Origin of the sequence: Sinorhizobium sp. M4_45 (assembly GCF_002885915.1) — a bacterium.
GTDB classification, from domain to species: domain Bacteria; phylum Pseudomonadota; class Alphaproteobacteria; order Rhizobiales; family Rhizobiaceae; genus Sinorhizobium; species Sinorhizobium meliloti_A.
The window spans coordinates 222,155-237,746 of sequence record NZ_NWVE01000002.1 but is presented as its reverse complement, the minus strand read 5'-3'; the positions used below and the strand labels follow the sequence as shown (position 1 = coordinate 237,746).

Annotated in this window: 13 protein-coding genes; 4 read left to right on the top strand and 9 right to left on the bottom strand. The window is 62.9% G+C overall.

Annotation, left to right across the window (positions count from 1 at the left end; translation table 11 throughout):
- Positions 1-60: 60 nt before the first annotated feature.
- Complete coding sequence (locus CN933_RS06770; RefSeq protein ID WP_018094271.1) at positions 61-1,887, top strand: AsmA family protein; 1,827 nt, start codon at positions 61-63, stop codon at positions 1,885-1,887.
- Between the two features lie 201 nt (positions 1,888-2,088).
- On the opposite strand, the gene CN933_RS06765 is transcribed toward CN933_RS06770, so the two are convergent.
- The 5 genes from CN933_RS06765 to CN933_RS06745 form a co-directional block, all read right to left on the bottom strand.
- Positions 2,089-2,910: an ABC transporter permease subunit gene (locus CN933_RS06765; RefSeq protein ID WP_018094270.1), complete on the bottom strand. Its 822-nt coding sequence runs from the start codon at positions 2,908-2,910 to the stop codon at positions 2,089-2,091.
- 3 nt (positions 2,911-2,913) lie between these two features.
- Positions 2,914-3,825, bottom strand: coding sequence for an ABC transporter permease subunit (locus CN933_RS06760; RefSeq protein WP_018094269.1), 912 nt, complete (start codon positions 3,823-3,825; stop codon positions 2,914-2,916).
- A gap of 4 nt (positions 3,826-3,829) precedes the next feature.
- The gene (locus CN933_RS06755; protein ID WP_026168535.1) at positions 3,830-4,972 is read right to left on the bottom strand and encodes an ABC transporter ATP-binding protein; all 1,143 of its coding nucleotides are present in this window, start codon (positions 4,970-4,972) and stop codon (positions 3,830-3,832) included.
- Positions 4,973-5,087: 115 nt separating this feature from the next.
- Positions 5,088-6,182: a polyamine ABC transporter substrate-binding protein gene (locus tag CN933_RS06750; RefSeq protein ID WP_102761372.1), complete on the bottom strand. Its 1,095-nt coding sequence runs from the start codon at positions 6,180-6,182 to the stop codon at positions 5,088-5,090.
- 275 nt (positions 6,183-6,457) lie between these two features.
- On the bottom strand, positions 6,458-7,870 hold the full coding sequence (locus CN933_RS06745; RefSeq protein WP_102761371.1) for a helix-turn-helix domain-containing protein: 1,413 nt from the start codon (positions 7,868-7,870) through the stop codon (positions 6,458-6,460).
- 228 nt (positions 7,871-8,098) lie between these two features.
- On the opposite strand from CN933_RS06745, the gene aceA reads away from it, so the two are divergent.
- The gene (gene aceA / locus CN933_RS06740; protein WP_018094265.1) at positions 8,099-9,388 is read left to right on the top strand and encodes an isocitrate lyase; all 1,290 of its coding nucleotides are present in this window, start codon (positions 8,099-8,101) and stop codon (positions 9,386-9,388) included.
- Positions 9,389-9,497: 109 nt separating this feature from the next.
- On the top strand, positions 9,498-9,737 hold the full coding sequence (locus CN933_RS06735; protein WP_003527087.1) for an SMc00767 family acetate metabolism repressor: 240 nt from the start codon (positions 9,498-9,500) through the stop codon (positions 9,735-9,737).
- 164 nt (positions 9,738-9,901) lie between these two features.
- Here CN933_RS06735 and CN933_RS06730 read toward each other — a convergent pair whose 3' ends face one another.
- A complete protein-coding gene (locus CN933_RS06730) occupies positions 9,902-10,777 on the bottom strand; it encodes a LysR family transcriptional regulator (protein WP_102761370.1) in 876 nt (291 codons plus the stop codon).
- A gap of 89 nt (positions 10,778-10,866) precedes the next feature.
- Here CN933_RS06730 and CN933_RS06725 point away from each other — a divergent pair, with 89 nt between their 5' ends.
- The gene (locus CN933_RS06725) at positions 10,867-11,025 is read left to right on the top strand and encodes a hypothetical protein (RefSeq protein ID WP_020487467.1); all 159 of its coding nucleotides are present in this window, start codon (positions 10,867-10,869) and stop codon (positions 11,023-11,025) included.
- A 100-nt stretch (positions 11,026-11,125) separates the two neighbouring features.
- Here CN933_RS06725 and CN933_RS06720 read toward each other — a convergent pair whose 3' ends face one another.
- The 3 genes from CN933_RS06720 to CN933_RS06710 all read right to left on the bottom strand — a co-directional run bounded on the left by CN933_RS06720 (position 11,126) and on the right by CN933_RS06710 (position 15,584).
- Positions 11,126-13,651 (bottom strand): methyl-accepting chemotaxis protein, encoded by a 2,526-nt coding sequence (locus tag CN933_RS06720; RefSeq protein ID WP_018094263.1) that lies wholly within the window; start codon positions 13,649-13,651, stop codon positions 11,126-11,128.
- Positions 13,652-13,978: 327 nt separating this feature from the next.
- Positions 13,979-14,119 (bottom strand): hypothetical protein, encoded by a 141-nt coding sequence (locus tag CN933_RS06715; RefSeq protein ID WP_010968761.1) that lies wholly within the window; start codon positions 14,117-14,119, stop codon positions 13,979-13,981.
- A gap of 280 nt (positions 14,120-14,399) precedes the next feature.
- Positions 14,400-15,584, bottom strand: coding sequence for a BaiN/RdsA family NAD(P)/FAD-dependent oxidoreductase (locus CN933_RS06710; protein WP_018094262.1), 1,185 nt, complete (start codon positions 15,582-15,584; stop codon positions 14,400-14,402).
- Positions 15,585-15,592: the final 8 nt, after the last annotated feature.

Sequence of the window (15,592 nt, the reverse complement as noted above, 5' to 3'; positions counted from 1 at the left end):
TTTATGCAGGCTGAAGTCCTATCCAAGCGGCTTACCCGAGGCGATGGCAGTCCGACCGAAATGACGAGGAAGATGTTCCAGATATTGGGCGATTCGCGCCTGTGGGCGCGGCTTCGCCGGCGCCACCTCGTTTGGTCGGCCGCCATAGGCATCGCCCTCGCCGCCGCATACAATGCCGCGCTGCCGCTCGTGGTTTCGACGACCGAGGCCCGCGCGGCGATGGAGCGGATGCTCGACGACTGGTCGGGCGGGAAAAGCAAGATCAGCGGCGAGCCGGAAGTCCGGTTCTGGCCGGAACCCGTGGTGACGCTCCCCGCAACGACGATCGTCTCCACCGGACCCGAGCCGCGCCCGCTCGCCGAGATCGGCCGCATCACCGCTTCGTTCAGCCTGCTTTCCGCACTTCGTGGCGAACAGGCTCTTGACGAGATCACGCTCGTCGATCCGGTCCTCACGCTCGAGCGCGGGGCCGACGGCGCGTTCAACTGGCAAAAACCGGACTGGCTGGTGCCGCCGGGCAATACCGTGCCGCGTGACGAGGCTCCCTTCGGAGACATCACCATCGAGAATGGCCGCTTCCGCGTTGTCGACCACATGGCGCCAACCGGTGAGGGCATAGACGTCGCGGGGATTTCCGGTACCCTCAAATGGCCTTCCTTCGGAGGGCGGCTGAGCGCACAATTCTCCGCGATCATCGGCGGAGAAGCGGTTGGCTGGGCCTTCGTATGCGAGGAGCCGCTCGCCCTCTTCGCCAGGCGCAACGCCGCTCTCAAGACATCGCTCACCTCGGCTCCGTTGACCTTTTCCTTCGAGGGTATCGGCAATTTCTCCACCCAGCCTTTCGCCTTCGGCCATCTGCAGATGTCCGCACCTTCACTGGCAGCGCTTGCCGCGTGGTACCGCGGGGCTCCGGATGCGGGATTGCCTCCGGGCGGGTTCAGTATCGATACGAGGGTGACCACCGGTGAGACGGCGTTGAAGCTCGAGGACCTGCAGCTGGCGGTCGGCGAAGCCACGGCGACGGGCGTTCTGGATGTGCAATTGCCCTCCGGCAAGGAGCCGCGCGTGGAAGGCACGCTCGCCTTCGACCGGATCGACCTCAACGGCTTGCCCCTGACAACGCTGAAGCCGGCACAGGAGGACGACCGCGGATGGCGGATGGCCCAGACTCTTGTCGGGGGCTGGCGTCTGGATGTCCGGCTGTCGTCCCAGGAAGTCCTGGCCGGTCCGTTGCACCTGACCGATGTCGCTGCCGGAGTGATGATCGACGGAAGCCGGGTTTCGCTCGACATCGGCGACAGCACCTATGCGAATGGCAGGCTGAGCGGCCGCGCCGTGCTCTCGGAAAAAGGGGTGGGGCAAGGCGGCAAGCTGCAGATGAACCTGAAAGACGCCGATTTCGCTGCCGTCCTCGACAGCTTCGGCCTCAAGGGTCCCGTTCCGACCGGCCGGGGCGTTCTCAGCGTCGAACTTGCGACCGGCCGCCCCCTCTGGGAGACGGGGCTCGCCGATGTCTTCGGCCGTCTCGATTATTCGCTCACCAACGGTAGGCTCGCCGATTTCGACGTTCACGCCTTCACCGATCTCGTGCGCAAGGGGGAATTCTTCTCCCTGTCGCAGGCAAGCGACGGCACGCTCGAGTTCCAGACGGCCGACATCGAGGCGAGCTTCGGCAGCGGCACCGCACGGCTGGACCGGGCCGCTTTCGTCGGCCCCGCCGGCAATATTTCGGTGACCGGCGTCGTCCCCTATCGAAGCGGCAGTCTGGCCCTGGCGGGAACGCTCGCAGGCCCCGAGGCCAACAAGGAACCGCTGCAATTCTTCATCGGCGGCTCCTGGCCGAACGCAGTAATCTCACCGCTTTCGGTTCTCCTCAGTCCACAGTAACATCTTTGAGACAATGCACTCCGGACGGAAACCGTTACACACTTTTCGTGGAAGTGCTTTGAAGCCTGTTGAGATTGGCGGTTTTCGCAGCGGCTTGTTTGATCTCCTCACCCCTGTGCTCGTGAGAGATGAGGAGGAAAAGAGATGGCACTCCTCCGAGCAGCCGTCACAAACGCGAGATGAACCTCAACACGCCCTCGCTCAACCAATCGCCGCGAAGGCTGCTCGCTCGTCCTTTTCGCGCTGGACTTCACGACGCTTCGTGACGATCGATGCGACGATCACACCCAAAGCGACGATACCGATCAGGATCGTGCAGATGGCATTGATTTCCGGCGTCACGCCCAGGCGGACCTGGCTATAGATCTTCATCGGCAGCGTCGTGGCGCCCGGCCCGGTCGTGAAGCTAGCAATCACGAGATCGTCGAGCGAGAGCGTGAAAGCGAGAATCCAGCCGGAAAAGACGGCCGGCGCGATCACCGGCAGCGTGATCGCGAAGAAGGTCCTGACCGGGGTCGCGCCGAGATCGAGCGCCGCCTCCTCGATCGACTGGTCGAAGCTCAGAAGACGCGACTGGACCACGACCGCGACGAAGCACATGGTGAAGGTGATATGGGCGAGCGTGATCGTCCAGAAACCGCGGTCGAACCCGATCGCCACGAAGAGCAGCAGCAGCGACAGGCCGGTGATCACCTCCGGCATCACCAGAGGCGCATAGACCATGCCGGAAAAGAGAACACGGCCGCGAAATCGGGTGTAGCGCACCAGCGCGAGTGCCGCCAGAGTTCCGAGGACGGTCGCACAGGTCGCCGAAAGGAACGCCACCCGGATCGTTACCCAGGCCGCGTCCAGAAGGCCCTGGTTATGCCAGAGCTGACTGTACCACTTGGTCGAGAAGCCCGCCCAGACGGTGACCAGTTTCGACTCGTTGAAGGAGAAGATCACCAGGAGCACGATCGGCAGATAGAGAAAGCCGAAGCCTAGAACGACCGAGGCGATGTTGAAACGGGACCACTTCTCCATAGCTCACCTCCCCTCGCCGTCGGTTCTGGCCTGAATGTTCTGGAAATAGACGATGGGTATCACCAGGATCATGAGCAGGATGATCGCCACGGCAGACGAAACCGGCCAGTCGCGATTGGAATTGAACTCGCTCCACAAGGTCTTGCCGATCATCAGCGTTTCCGAGCCGCCGAGGAGGTCGGGAATCACGAACTCGCCGACAGCCGGAATGAAAACGAGCAGGCAGCCGGCCACGACGCCGGGGAGCGACAGGGGAAAGGTCACGCGCCAGAAGGCGGCGGCAGGCGTGCAGCCGAGGTCCTGGGCGGCTTCGGTCAGCGAGTGGTCCATCTTCTCAAGCGCCGAGTAGATCGGCAGCACCATGAAGGGCAGATAGGAATAGACGATGCCGATATAGATCGCCCAATTGGTGTTGAGGATGATGAGCGGCTGATCGATCAGGCCGACCGCCGACAGAAACTGGTTGAGCAGGCCCTCCGGTTTCAGGATGGCGATCCAGGCATAGACGCGGATCAGAAAGCTCGTCCAGAAGGGCAGGATCACCATCATCAGCAGCGTGGGTCGCAGCGAACGCGGCGCCTTCGCCATGCCATAGGCGATCGGATAGCCGATCAGGAGCGTCAGCAGGGTCGAGATAGCGGCGATGACGACGCTCGATATATAGGCGTTGAAATAGAGGACGTCCTCGGTCAGCCATACGTAATTGTCGAGCGAGAATTCACCGAGCTTCTCCACGATGCCGGAAAGGCCGCCCGCCAGGTCGAAGACTGGCATATAGGGCGGCATCGCGACGGCCGTCTGCGACAGCGAGATGCGGAAGACGATGAAGAAAGGAATGAGGAAGAAGAACAGGAGCCAGGCATAGGGAATGATTATGACCAGGCGGCTGACGATGGCTGAGGCGAGTTTCGCCATGGCTTCAATCCTTCAAAACGACGCCCGCATCTTCACCGAAGGAGATCCAGACCTGCTGGTCGTAACCGAGCGGGTCCTCGACCGCTCGCGCCGCGTTGAGCGATGACGCCTTGACGACCTTGCCGTCCTTCAGCCGGATGTGAAAAACCGTCATGTCGCCGAGATAGCCGATGTCCCATATCTCGCCCTCGGCGGCGTTCACCGGCGCATGCGCCGGCGGCTGTCGGCCAATTCTGATCTTCTCGGGCCGGATGGCGACGGCCGCCTTTGCGCCGTTTCCCGGCGTTTCCGGCGACGCCATCCGGACCGGTATACCGCCCGTCGTCTCGACACGTATATAGCCGTCTTCGGCCGCGGTGACCTTGCCGTCGAATATGTTCACGTCGCCGATGAAATCGGCGACGAAGCGCGAATTCGGCGCTTCGTAGATCTCCGCCGGCGTCGCCACCTGGACGACCTTGCCGTGGCTCATGACGGCGATGCGGTCCGCCATGGTCATCGCCTCTTCCTGATCGTGGGTGACGACGACGAAGGTGAGGCCGAGTTCCTGCTGGAGGTCCATGAGCTCGAATTGCGTTTCCTCGCGCAGCTTCTTGTCGAGCGCGCCGAGCGGTTCGTCGAGCAGCAGCACCTTCGGCCGCTTTGCCAGAGAACGGGCAAGGGCGACGCGCTGGCGCTGGCCGCCGGAAAGCTGATGCGGCTTGCGCCTGGCGAACTTCTCGAGCTTGACGAGCTTCAGCATCTGCCCGACGCGTTCGGCGATGTCCGCTTTCGGCATTCCGTCCTGCTTCAGGCCGAAGGCGACGTTGTTTTCGACCGTCATGTGCGGAAACAGCGCATAGGACTGGAACATCATATTGACGGGGCGGCGGTAGGGCGGGATGCCCGCCAGACTCTGGCCGTCGAGGATGATTTCGCCCGATGTCGGCTGCTCGAAACCGGCCAGCATCCGCAGGAGGGTGGATTTGCCGCAGCCCGAAGCGCCGAGCAGGGCGAAGAATTCGCGCGTGTAGATGTTCAGCGAAAGATCGTCCACGGCGGTGAAGTCACCGAACTTCTTGGTGACGTTCTTGACGGAAATGAAAGGCTTGGAGGCGGGGTCCGCCCATGGCGCGAAAGAACGCCGGATACTTCCGAGAGACTTCATCATCTATCCTCGAATGGCGCAGCCCATACGCAATGGCCGGCGCCGACACGTCGAGAGTTGAGCGCAGAAACATGCAGAAAATTGCCCGGATTTGAGGTCCGGGCAATTCGTTTTCCTACTGACCAGTGACGATCTTGGTCCAGAGCCGGGTCAATACCCTTTGCTCCTTGGCCTCGAAGGGCGTCGTGGTGAAGAGTTTCTGCATCACGGCATCGGATGGATAGATGGCGGTGTCTTCGAGCACTTCCTTGTCGAGGAACTCCTGCGAGGCCTTGTTGCCGTTGGCGTAGAACACGTAGTTCGAGGCCTTGGCGATGACTTCCGGCTTCATCATGTAGTTGATGAACTCATGCGCCTCGGCGACATGCGGCGCATCGGCGGGGATAGCCAGCATGTCGAACCACATCTGCGCGCCCTGCTCCGGGATCGAGTAGTCGACGGTCACGCCGGCCTTCGCCTCGGCCGCCCGGTCGCGCGCCTGGAAGACGTCGCCGGAGAAGCCGACGGCGAGGCAGATGTCGCCGTTCGCGAGCGCGTTGATATATTCGGACGAATGGAACTTGCGGATATTGGGCCGGACCTTCATCAGCAGGTCGGCTGCCTTTTCGAGGTCCGCCTGGTCGTGGCTGTCGGGATTGAGCCCCAGATAGGCGAGCGCCGAAGGCATGATGTCGGTGGGGGAATCGAGGAGATGGATGCCGCAGTCCTTGAACTTCGCCGCAATCTCCGGGTCGAAAATGACATCCCAGTTCGGCTTCTCGTCCGTGCCGAGAATCTCCTTCATCTTCTCGACATTGTAGCCGATGCCGGTCGTGCCCCACATGTAGTCGACGGCGTATTCGTTGCCGGGATCGTACTGCGCGGTACGCTCCATGACCATGTCCCACATGTTGGAAATGTTCGGCAGTTTCGACTTGTCGAGCTTCTGGAACACCCCGGCAGCGATCTGGCGCTGCAGGAAATAGGCGGTCGGAACGACGACGTCGTAACCGGAGCCGCCGGCGAGCAGCTTCGTTTCCAGAATCTCGTTCGAGTCGAACACGTCATAGACGACCTTGATGCCGGTCTCCTCGGTGAAATCCTCGAGGATACTGTCATCGATATAGTCCGACCAGTTATAGACGTTGACGACCCGCTCCTGGGCCGAAGCCAGCATGGTCGATCCCGCAAGCACCGCGGTGGTCAAGGTTGCGACGATGAGTTTGGACATGCAACTCCCCTCTTGATTATCGGCTCGGGACAGTAATTTCTTCTCCAGTGCCGTTACGCCCCGTCTTTTGATCGTGCCGATGCGGAGGTTAGGCATCTTTCTCGATAAGCTCAAGGAGTTAGAGCGGTTCCAGGAAAAAAGTGGTTCGCGGTTTTTCACCCGAAATTCCCTCCTCTTACCGCACCCTGTCCTTGTCGCAGGGATGGGGAGCGTTTCGGGGAGTTGCTGGCGTCATCACGACGTCCGCTGCGGATTGCGTGCCATTTCGCGCAGGCTCACTGAAAGTCGAAGACGCTCAGCCCGGTGGCCATCTCGTCGAGACCGAGCGGTCGAGTGATCGGCGGTTCGGCGCGCGCCAGGCACCCCTGCCGCTCGCAAAGCCGGCAGGCCGGACCGATTGCGATCGCCGGCACGACCGCGGCGGCGCCATAGACCATCTCGCTCGCGAAGGCGGCCTCGCAACCGACGAGGATCGCCGTGCGCCGAACCCGTTCGTGGAAGGCGGCCTGCGGACCGTCGACGGTGCGTGCGACAGTGATGAATTCGGTGCCGTCAGGCATTCCGACGCGATCGACGAGAACCTGGCCGGGCACGGCAAAGGCAGCCTGGACGTTGAGCTTGGGACAGCCGCCGCCGAAGCGGGCATGGGGAAATCCCTGCGCTCCGGCGCGACGCAGCCTGTTGCCGGCGCTGTCGATCTCGATGAGAAAAAACGGAACCCCCGCCGCACCGGGCCGCTGCAGCATCGTCAGACGGTTGGCGACCTGCTCGTAGGAAACCTGGAAACGCGCTGCCAGGACAGCCACATCGTATTTCATCCGCTGCGCGGCGGCGAGAAATGCCGCATAGGGCATCATCAGCGCATGGGCAGCATAGCGCGCGAGTTCGAAGCGGCCGATGCGCCGCGCTTCGGCCGTGGTAAAGCGGAACTGCTCGAGCTCGGCGGCAATCGCCTCATGGCAGGCGATCGAAGCCACCTCGATCGCGATCTCGCGCAGCTGATCGAAGGGCGACAGGCGTTCGGAGACGAAGAGGCGCATCGAGTGGCGGTCGAAGCGGCGGCGCAGGGTGGGCATCACGTGCACCGGCAGCGTCCGCACCGCCAGGCCGTGCTCCCTTCTGAGCCAAGCCTTCATTGCGCCTGAAAGATCGTCTCCGGGCGAGAGGCTTGCATGCAGGGCCTCCGCCGCCTCCTCTATGCGGGCGAAGTGATTGGCCCGTGCCTCGAAAGCCTCGCGGACTTCGTCCATCGGCAGGCGCGTATCGGCAAGTGCCGCCATGTGTCCCTCGCCCGCCAGCAGGGCGGCGAGATCCCTCAGCCGCGACGCCTGTTCGCGGTAGGCGCGATGAAGTTTGACGATGCCACCGGAGACGTTCGGCGCCGCTTCGGCGACCTCCACCAACTCCTGATCCCCCGGCAGTTCGCCGGCAAGCAGCGGATCGGCAAAGACCTCGCGCAGCTGCGCAAGACCGCTGCCCGCCTCGCCCTGGAGCTCTTCGAGGTCGACCTTGTAGACGGAGGCCAGTTTCAAGAGCAGCTGCACCGTCAGCGGCCGCTGGTTGCGCTCGATGAGGTTCAGATAGGAAGGAGAGATGCCAAGCCCCTCGGCCATGGCCGTCTGCGTCAGCTGAAGGCCGTTTCGGATTCGCCTGACCCGCGGCCCGGCAAAGATCTTGTTCTCGGCCATTTGTAATTCCCTTTACAAATTCGGCAGATGATCCGCTTTGACATCTTTTACAACTTTACTTCCGCATACTGTCAAAGGCAAGACAAGCTAACCCGTTTCCAGCCGCTAGCTACGGGAATTCGATAGCAGGTTTATGCAGCGCAATGTAAAAACTGTCACATGATCTTTCGGCCTAGAGGTGCCGCAAGACGAAAGCCGAAGACGAAGCGATTTCACGAGGAGGCAAGTATGACTGATTTTTACAAGCTCGTTCCCCATGCGCCGGAGGGGCGCTTCGACGGAATCGAGCGGCCCTATTCCGCCGAGGACGTGAAGCGGCTCAGGGGCTCGGTGGAGATCCGTTATTCGCTTGCCGAAATGGGTGCGAACCGCCTCTGGAAGCTCATCCATGAGGAGGACTTCGTCAATGCACTCGGCGCGCTTTCCGGCAATCAGGCGATGCAGATGGTGCGCGCGGGCTTGAAGGCGATCTATCTCTCCGGCTGGCAGGTCGCAGCCGACGCCAACACCGCTTCCGCCATGTATCCGGACCAGTCGCTCTATCCGGCCAACGCGGCTCCCGAACTTGCCAAGCGCATCAATCGCACGCTTCAGCGCGCCGATCAGATCGAGACGGCGGAAGGCAAGGGTCTCTCCGTCGATACATGGTTCGCTCCGATCGTCGCCGATGCGGAAGCCGGCTTCGGCGGGCCGCTCAACGCCTTCGAGATCATGAAGGCCTTCATCGAAGCGGGTGCGGCGGGCGTCCACTACGAGGACCAGCTCGCGTCGGAAAAGAAGTGCGGCCATCTCGGCGGCAAGGTGCTGATCCCGACCGCGGCGCATATCCGCAATCTGAATGCGGCACGGCTTGCCGCCGACGTAATGGGTACGCCGACGCTGGTCATCGCCCGCACCGACGCGGAAGCGGCGAAGCTGCTCACCTCCGATATCGACGAGCGCGACCGCCCCTTCGTCGACTACGATGCCGGCCGCACCGTCGAGGGTTTTTACCAGGTGAAGAACGGCATCGAGCCCTGCATCGCCCGCGCGATCGCCTATGCGCCGCATTGCGATCTCATCTGGTGCGAGACCTCCAAGCCCGACCTGGAGCAGGCGCGCAAGTTCGCCGAAGGCGTGCACAGGGCGCATCCGGGCAAGCTGCTCGCCTATAATTGCTCGCCGTCCTTCAACTGGAAAAAGAACCTCGACGACGCGACGATCGCCAAGTTCCAGCGCGAATTGGGCGCCATGGGCTACAAGTTCCAGTTCATCACGCTCGCCGGTTTCCACCAGCTGAACTACGGCATGTTCGAACTGGCGCGCGGCTACAGGGACCGGCAGATGGCGGCCTATTCGGAACTGCAGGAAGCGGAATTCGCAGCCGAAGCCAACGGCTATACGGCGACCAAGCACCAGCGCGAAGTGGGGACCGGCTATTTCGATGCCGTGTCGGTCGCGATCACCGGCGGCCAGTCGTCGACCACGGCCATGAAGGAATCCACCGAGCACGATCAGTTCCGCCCGGCAGCAGAATGAACGAGCGGGACGCGCGGCACCCCTGCCCCGCCGCGCGTCCCCAACCAGACCTCGAAACTGAAGCGGGTCGAAGAAGTCCCCCGCGACCATCGCCCAAAGGAGCACTCCGATGACTGTACAGACACGCGTCAAGGAACGGGCCGAGGAACAATCGTCGGCCATGACACCGGAACAGCAGGCGGCGATCCGCATGGTCGCCAACGACCTGCATCGCCTCAACCAGGCGGTCATGAAGGCCGTGGACGCCGGCGTCTCCGTCGAACTGGTCCGTTCGGCCCGCCATCACGGCGGCGACGGCAACTGGGGCGATCTTCTGATCCCCGTCATCGTCACCCAGGGACGGCACTGATGGCTGTCGTCACCTGGACAACGGTAGCACTCATCCTTTCCGCCCTGAGTCACAGCCACTTCAACAGGCAGAGGCCGGCGGTCCGCGAGGTCCGCGCCGGACGAGGTCGACACAAATGAAACGTGACCGGCCGGCCGCAGCGCCGGCCGGTCACGTTTGGAGGCTCATGCCGAATTGCGCGGCGGGCGCTTGCCGGCAAAAAGGTCCGTATGGCTGCGCAGGAAACGCGTCATCCGGTTTACGACGGTTCGGATGTCGCGCCTGTAGCGATCCTCGTTGTTCATGACGATCCACTGCCGGTGTCTGAGCGGCTCGATTTCGTCTCCCACCCGCTCGAGCAAGGGATCGAGATCGCCGACGAAACAGGGCAGCACCGCCCGTCCCGCGCCGGCTCGCGCGAGGTCCAGCAATGAGCGAGGCCGTGTGACGGTTGCAACGATCCGGCCCGGCGCATGCTCGTGCGGCCATCTCAGATAGGCCGATATTGCATCCTCTTCGGCGACTGCGACCCAGCGTTCCACTCCGCCCGGCGCGTTCTTCTGCCGGTAGGCGGCATAGGCGACTTCGCCCACCGGCCGCGCCGCAAGATAACTTTCCTCCGGTTCGAAGGCACGGATGCCGATATCGCTTTCGCGATAGGCCAGATTCGCTCGCGCCTCGCCGATCGTCAGAGAAAGGCCGAAAGCGTCCCTTTCCGTGCAGATGGCGGGAAAATTCTCGGCGATCAGCCAGGAGACCCATGTACCGGCCGCGATGCGGACGACGGTCGCCCCCTCGCCCTCCTTCTGCCAGCTTTCGACCTTGCGGGCCGCCGCCTCCATTTCCTGCAGCTGTTCGAAGAGAAAGCGGCCGTCTCCCGTCAGCGTGTAGCCGGTCTGGCTGCGGATGAAGAGCGAGCGGCCGGTGCGCTCCTCGAGCTCCAGCATCCGCCGGCCCACCGTCGCGGGGCTGAGCCCCGTCGCCTGCGCCGCCCCCGTCAACCCGCCGGTACGCGCCACCGTGACGAAGCAGCGGTATATGTCCCAGTCCGTGTTTTTCATAGCTGAAAAACATATGGGGAAATCGGCTGTATGTAAAACAATTCCGGGTGCATAAAAAAGGGGATGCCCAAGAATGAAGGAGCATCACCATGGATATGATGGCAATGGCACTGCTGTTCGATATGGCTTCGAGGAACCGTCCCTGGGACGAGAGGTTCGAACCCCCACCGCAGAACCGGCGGCCGCGCTTCGCGAAACGCCTGTTCGCGGCAGTGTTCCGCAAGCGGCAACTGGCGGAAAACAAGTGATGGTTGCGCCGGCAGCTTTACTGTTTCCTGCGCCGGCGGCGTCAAATGAGAGCGCCGCGCATCCGGGATGCGCGGCGCCCTTCGAAGCGTTTGAATCCGGTTAGGCCGCCCGGTAGCTGTGGTCGGCTGCGGCCGCCGGCTCGAGCCGGAATTGCTCGACGAGCATCATCAGCGTATCAGCCTGATTGGCGAGCGCCCGGCTGGTGCCGGTCGCCTCCTCGACCATCGAGGCGTTCTGCTGCGTCATCTGGTCCATCTGGTTGACGGAACCGTTTACCTCGTTCAGGGCTGCAGCCTGATCGCGGCTGGCGGTGGCGATCATCTCGACATGCTGGCTGATCGTCACGATCTCGGCGCTGATCGAGGCAAGCACCGCGCCCGTTTCCTTGACGAGACGTGAGCCGGAACTCACCTCTTCGGTCGATTTGTCGATCAGCCCCTTGATCTCTCGCGCCGCCTCGGCCGAGCGCTGCGCCAGTTCGCGTACTTCCTGCGCGACGACGGCAAAGCCCTTGCCCGCCTCGCCGGCACGCGCCGCTTCGATACCGGCATTGAGCGCCAGAAGGTTGGTCTGGAAGGCGATATCGTCGATCACTTCGATGATCTGCTCGATCTGACGGGAGGCCGCCTCGATGCGTCCCATGGCGGCGACGGCGCTGGTGACGACCGTTGCCGAACTGTCGGCGCTCCGCTTCGTATGAGACACGGCCTGGTTCGCCTCGTGCGCCCGCTCCGCCGAGGAGCGCACCGTCACGGTAATCTGGTCGACGGCCGCGGCCGTCTCCTCGAGCGAAGCGGCCTGAGCCTCCGTCCGTTTCGACAGCGCGTCGGCGGACCGATGCATGTCGGCGCCACCCTGCTGGATCGCCAGAGCATTGGCGCGAATCTGCGCCAGCGTGTCCTGAAGGCGGACGAGCGATCCGTTGAAGTCCAGCCGCAACTGTTCGAGGCGGCCGGCGAAGGGCACCTCGATCTGACGCGACAGGTCTCCCTGGGCCAGGCGTCCGAGTCCGGCTGCGAGCTCGCTCACCGCAAGATCGATCTGCCTGTCGAGCTCGCGCTTCTCCGCATCGTTGCGGCTGCGCTCGGCTTCCGCGCGGGCACGCTCTTCGGCGCTTTCCGCCTCGATGCGCACCTTGGAGAGCGCATTTTCCTTGAAGACGCCGAGAGCACGCGCCATGTCGCCGATCTCGTCGCGGCGCGTGCCGCCGTCGATCGACGTATCGAGCGCGCCGTCCGCCAACCGCCGCATGGCGGCCGTGATCTGGCCGATCGGCTTTTTCAGCGTGAGCGTGAGCGCTATGCCGGCCAGAAGCGCGATCACGACGCCGGTGATCGTCGCCGCAACGGAGATCTGATTGGCTTCCGCGCGTTCGCTGCCGGCGGCGACCTTCTGCTGCTCGGCAAAACCGGTGAGATCGCTCCAGATCTCGTTGATCGCGGCGCCTGCGGCCTCGAATTCCACAGTGCGCTTATCAGAGATCTCGACCAGCGCAAGGCCATCCTTCTTCATCCCCTCGATGATCGGCAGAAGTGCGCCGGCGGCCTGATCGAAGAAGGTCATGCCGCTCGCGATGCCGCGCAGAGTGGTGAGGTTGGACTGGACTGCAAGGAACTTGTCGAGGAGTTTCTTGCGGCTTTCCTCGCTCGTCGTTCCGAGAAATGCCGCGGCGGCGATCTGGATGTCAGTAAGCGATGTGGAGAGCCTGCGTGTCGCGGTCAGCACCGACTCGGTGCCCGCGATCTTGCCGTCGAGCTCGCTGAATATCTGCGTCGCCTCGCGCATCTTGCCGACGGAAGCTGCCTCCAACCGGAAACTGGCGGTGCGGAAACGGTCGACATATTTGGAAAGGCCGGCGAGCGTTTCGGGGCCGGGCGGCGTCTTGATAAGGGCGCCGATCGCCCCGGAAGCAGAATTGACGGTTTCGGCAAGAGATTTCTCGCCCTTCGGCAAAAGCACGAAGATATCCCGTTGCGTGCGGCCTACGGCCGGGTAGTGGCCCTCTGCGACCTTGAGCTTCTCCTCGACCGTTATCGCCCCGCTCACCTCGGTCGCGAATTCGGCATAGAAGCGGCTGGCGCGCATGAGTTTTTCGGCGTTGCGCAGCATCGTCTTCGCCGCATTCTCGTCCTTGCGCACCGCGTATTGCAGCCGGTTCGCCTCGTCGTTGATCTTCGCCTGTTCGGCCGCCAGACGCTCCAGACCGGATCTCGTGTCGGCCCGGAGCTTCTGCTCGCCTTCATGCAATGTCCAGAGCCCGTCGATGCGGGTCTCGATGTCGCTGGTCGCGGCAATGGCGGCAGCCAGCTCGTCTTGGCCGTTTCCGCCCGCAACCTGCGCCGCAGTTTCGGCCAGGACTTCCTTCTGCGTGACGATTGCATCCTTGAGCATCCGGCGACTTTCGTCGGTCGTCCGCTGCAGGAAGCTGTTCATCTGGGCATAGACGTCCTTGAAGCCGCTCAGCGTCTTGAGGACGCTGTTCGAAATCTCCATGCGGCCCTGCAGCAGTCCGGAGGCATAGAGTCCGGTTATCCCGACGGCCGAGATGCTGACGACGAAGGGCAGGATGAAGAACAGAACCTTCGTCTGAATCTTGAAGCGGGCAAGTATCCTGTCGATGAACATGGAAAACACCTTGGCTACAGCGCGCGTTCGCCTCCCCGATGGCTCGAAGCGCTCCGGGGCGCGTCAGTTGAACGCACCAAAGGCGCTCGGGCGCCACCCGATGCGCAAACAGGCTGATGTTTTTCGGAAAGTCATGCGGCGCACGCCGCCAGCCCGCCAGCAGTCATTGCGGGACCGCGCAGCCGGCTTGGCGGCGAGGACCTGGCGGTGCTCATTTGCTCGCCATAATCGTTTCAAACGATTAAGAATTCCATAAGCGGAATTGGCCCCGTGCGGACGGAATACCGGTCCCCCGGCGTACCGACCGGGCTCGTCGGAAGCGACGCTTTAAAGCCAGGAAAAGAGAGCAACGGCCGTGACGGCAAACAGAGCGAGCGTCGCGAGGTAAGCCGTCAACTCGTTCTGCCCGCGGCTTTTCTCTGCGCGGGCTATGGCTATTGCACGGGGACGGCGGCGTTGCTGGTTCATGGCCTCTTGTCCTTGTCGCTGCAGCACCGAGCGTCTCGGGCGCGCAAAGGTCGCTGCAGCACTACGAGTTGCCGGCATAGACGGTCTGCCTTTGCCGTTACGGTCATGGTGCATCCATCCTGCGGCTGAAGAAAGTCCCCGAAATGGAAACAATGTGGTTTCCGCTTGTTGACTTCCGCTGCCTTCGCGGCTGTCGCGCCATGATAAACAGGTTCAGTAATTTCCGTTATATTTCCCTTAAGAACGGCTGAAGAAGCAAATCACCAATTTTGCCGCACGGTTACACGTCTTGACCGGCGACGAAGCCCGACGCCCAGGCCCATTGGAAATTGTAACCTCCGAGCCAGCCGGTCACGTCGACACACTCGCCGACGAAATAGAGGCCGGGGATCTCGTTTGCCTGCATGGTCCGGGAGTCGAGCGCACGCGTATCGACGCCGCCGAGCGTGACCTCGGCCGTTCGGTAGCCTTCCGATCCCGCCGGCTTCACCGCCCAGGCCTGGATGGAGCTGGAAAGCGCGTCGATCACCTTGTCGGAAAGGTCGGCAAGCATGCGCCCCGTCAGCTTCGCTTCGTCCGCGAAGAACTGCGCGAGCCGGCGCGGCAGGATGTCGGCAAGTGCCGTCTGGACTGCCTGGCGGCCGTTCGTCCGGCGCATTCCCTTGAGGATCGAGGCGATATCGATGTCCGGCATCAGCCGGAGGACGATCTCTTCACCCTCACGCCAATAGGATGAAATCTGCAGGATAGCCGGTCCGCTCAAGCCGCGATGGGTGATGAGGACAGCTTCGCGGAAGGCGGCCTTTCCGAACCGCGCCTCGGCATCGGCCGCGACGCCGGCAAGCGCGCCGAGCTTGGTGAGCTGCGCCTGGTCGAGTGTCAGGGGAACCAGCGCCGGGCGGGTTTCGACAACTGGCAAGCCGAACTGCTCCGCGATGCGATAGGCCAGACCCGTCGCTCCCATTTTCGGGATGGACTTGCCGCCGCTTGCCACGACCAGCGAGGCGGCGTCGACCGCGCCGGCGCTTGTCGTCACACGGAACCCGGAGGCGGTCCTCTCAACCTCCCCGATGCTGGTTTCGAGCCTCAGTTGCACTCCCGCCGCCCTCATCTCCGCCATCAGCATGCGGATGATGTCCTTGGCCGAATGATCGCAGAAGAGCTGGCCGAGCGTTTTCTCGTGCCAGTCGATGCCATGGCGCTCGACCAAAGCGACGAAGTCCTGCGGCCGGTATCGGGCAAGCGCCGACTTGCAGAAATGCGGGTTGCCGGACAGGAAGTTCCTGGGGGACGCATGGATATTGGTGAAATTGCAGCGGCCGCCGCCGGAGATGCGGATCTTCTCGCCGGGCGCCCTGGCGTGGTCGATGACGAGCACCCGGCGCCCGCGCTTGCCCGCCTCGATGGCGCACATCATGCCGGCGGCGCCCGCCCCGATGATCACCACGTCCTGCATTTGCGCCACGGAAGCTC

What these genes read in the sequence shown, in the direction of transcription:
- CN933_RS06770 (WP_018094271.1), top strand. Translation starts at nt 61, where the DNA reads ATGACGAGGAAGATGTTCCAGATATTGGGCGATTCGCGCCTGTGGGCG.
- CN933_RS06765 (WP_018094270.1), bottom strand. Translation starts at nt 2,910, where the DNA reads ATGGAGAAGTGGTCCCGTTTCAACATCGCCTCGGTCGTTCTAGGCTTC.
- CN933_RS06760 (WP_018094269.1), bottom strand. Translation starts at nt 3,825, where the DNA reads ATGGCGAAACTCGCCTCAGCCATCGTCAGCCGCCTGGTCATAATCATT.
- CN933_RS06755 (WP_026168535.1), bottom strand. Translation starts at nt 4,972, where the DNA reads ATGAAGTCTCTCGGAAGTATCCGGCGTTCTTTCGCGCCATGGGCGGAC.
- CN933_RS06750 (WP_102761372.1), bottom strand. Translation starts at nt 6,182, where the DNA reads ATGTCCAAACTCATCGTCGCAACCTTGACCACCGCGGTGCTTGCGGGA.
- CN933_RS06745 (WP_102761371.1), bottom strand. Translation starts at nt 7,870, where the DNA reads ATGGCCGAGAACAAGATCTTTGCCGGGCCGCGGGTCAGGCGAATCCGA.
- aceA (WP_018094265.1), top strand. Translation starts at nt 8,099, where the DNA reads ATGACTGATTTTTACAAGCTCGTTCCCCATGCGCCGGAGGGGCGCTTC.
- CN933_RS06735 (WP_003527087.1), top strand. Translation starts at nt 9,498, where the DNA reads ATGACTGTACAGACACGCGTCAAGGAACGGGCCGAGGAACAATCGTCG.
- CN933_RS06730 (WP_102761370.1), bottom strand. Translation starts at nt 10,777, where the DNA reads ATGAAAAACACGGACTGGGACATATACCGCTGCTTCGTCACGGTGGCG.
- CN933_RS06725 (WP_020487467.1), top strand. Translation starts at nt 10,867, where the DNA reads ATGGATATGATGGCAATGGCACTGCTGTTCGATATGGCTTCGAGGAAC.
- CN933_RS06720 (WP_018094263.1), bottom strand. Translation starts at nt 13,651, where the DNA reads ATGTTCATCGACAGGATACTTGCCCGCTTCAAGATTCAGACGAAGGTT.
- CN933_RS06715 (WP_010968761.1), bottom strand. Translation starts at nt 14,119, where the DNA reads ATGAACCAGCAACGCCGCCGTCCCCGTGCAATAGCCATAGCCCGCGCA.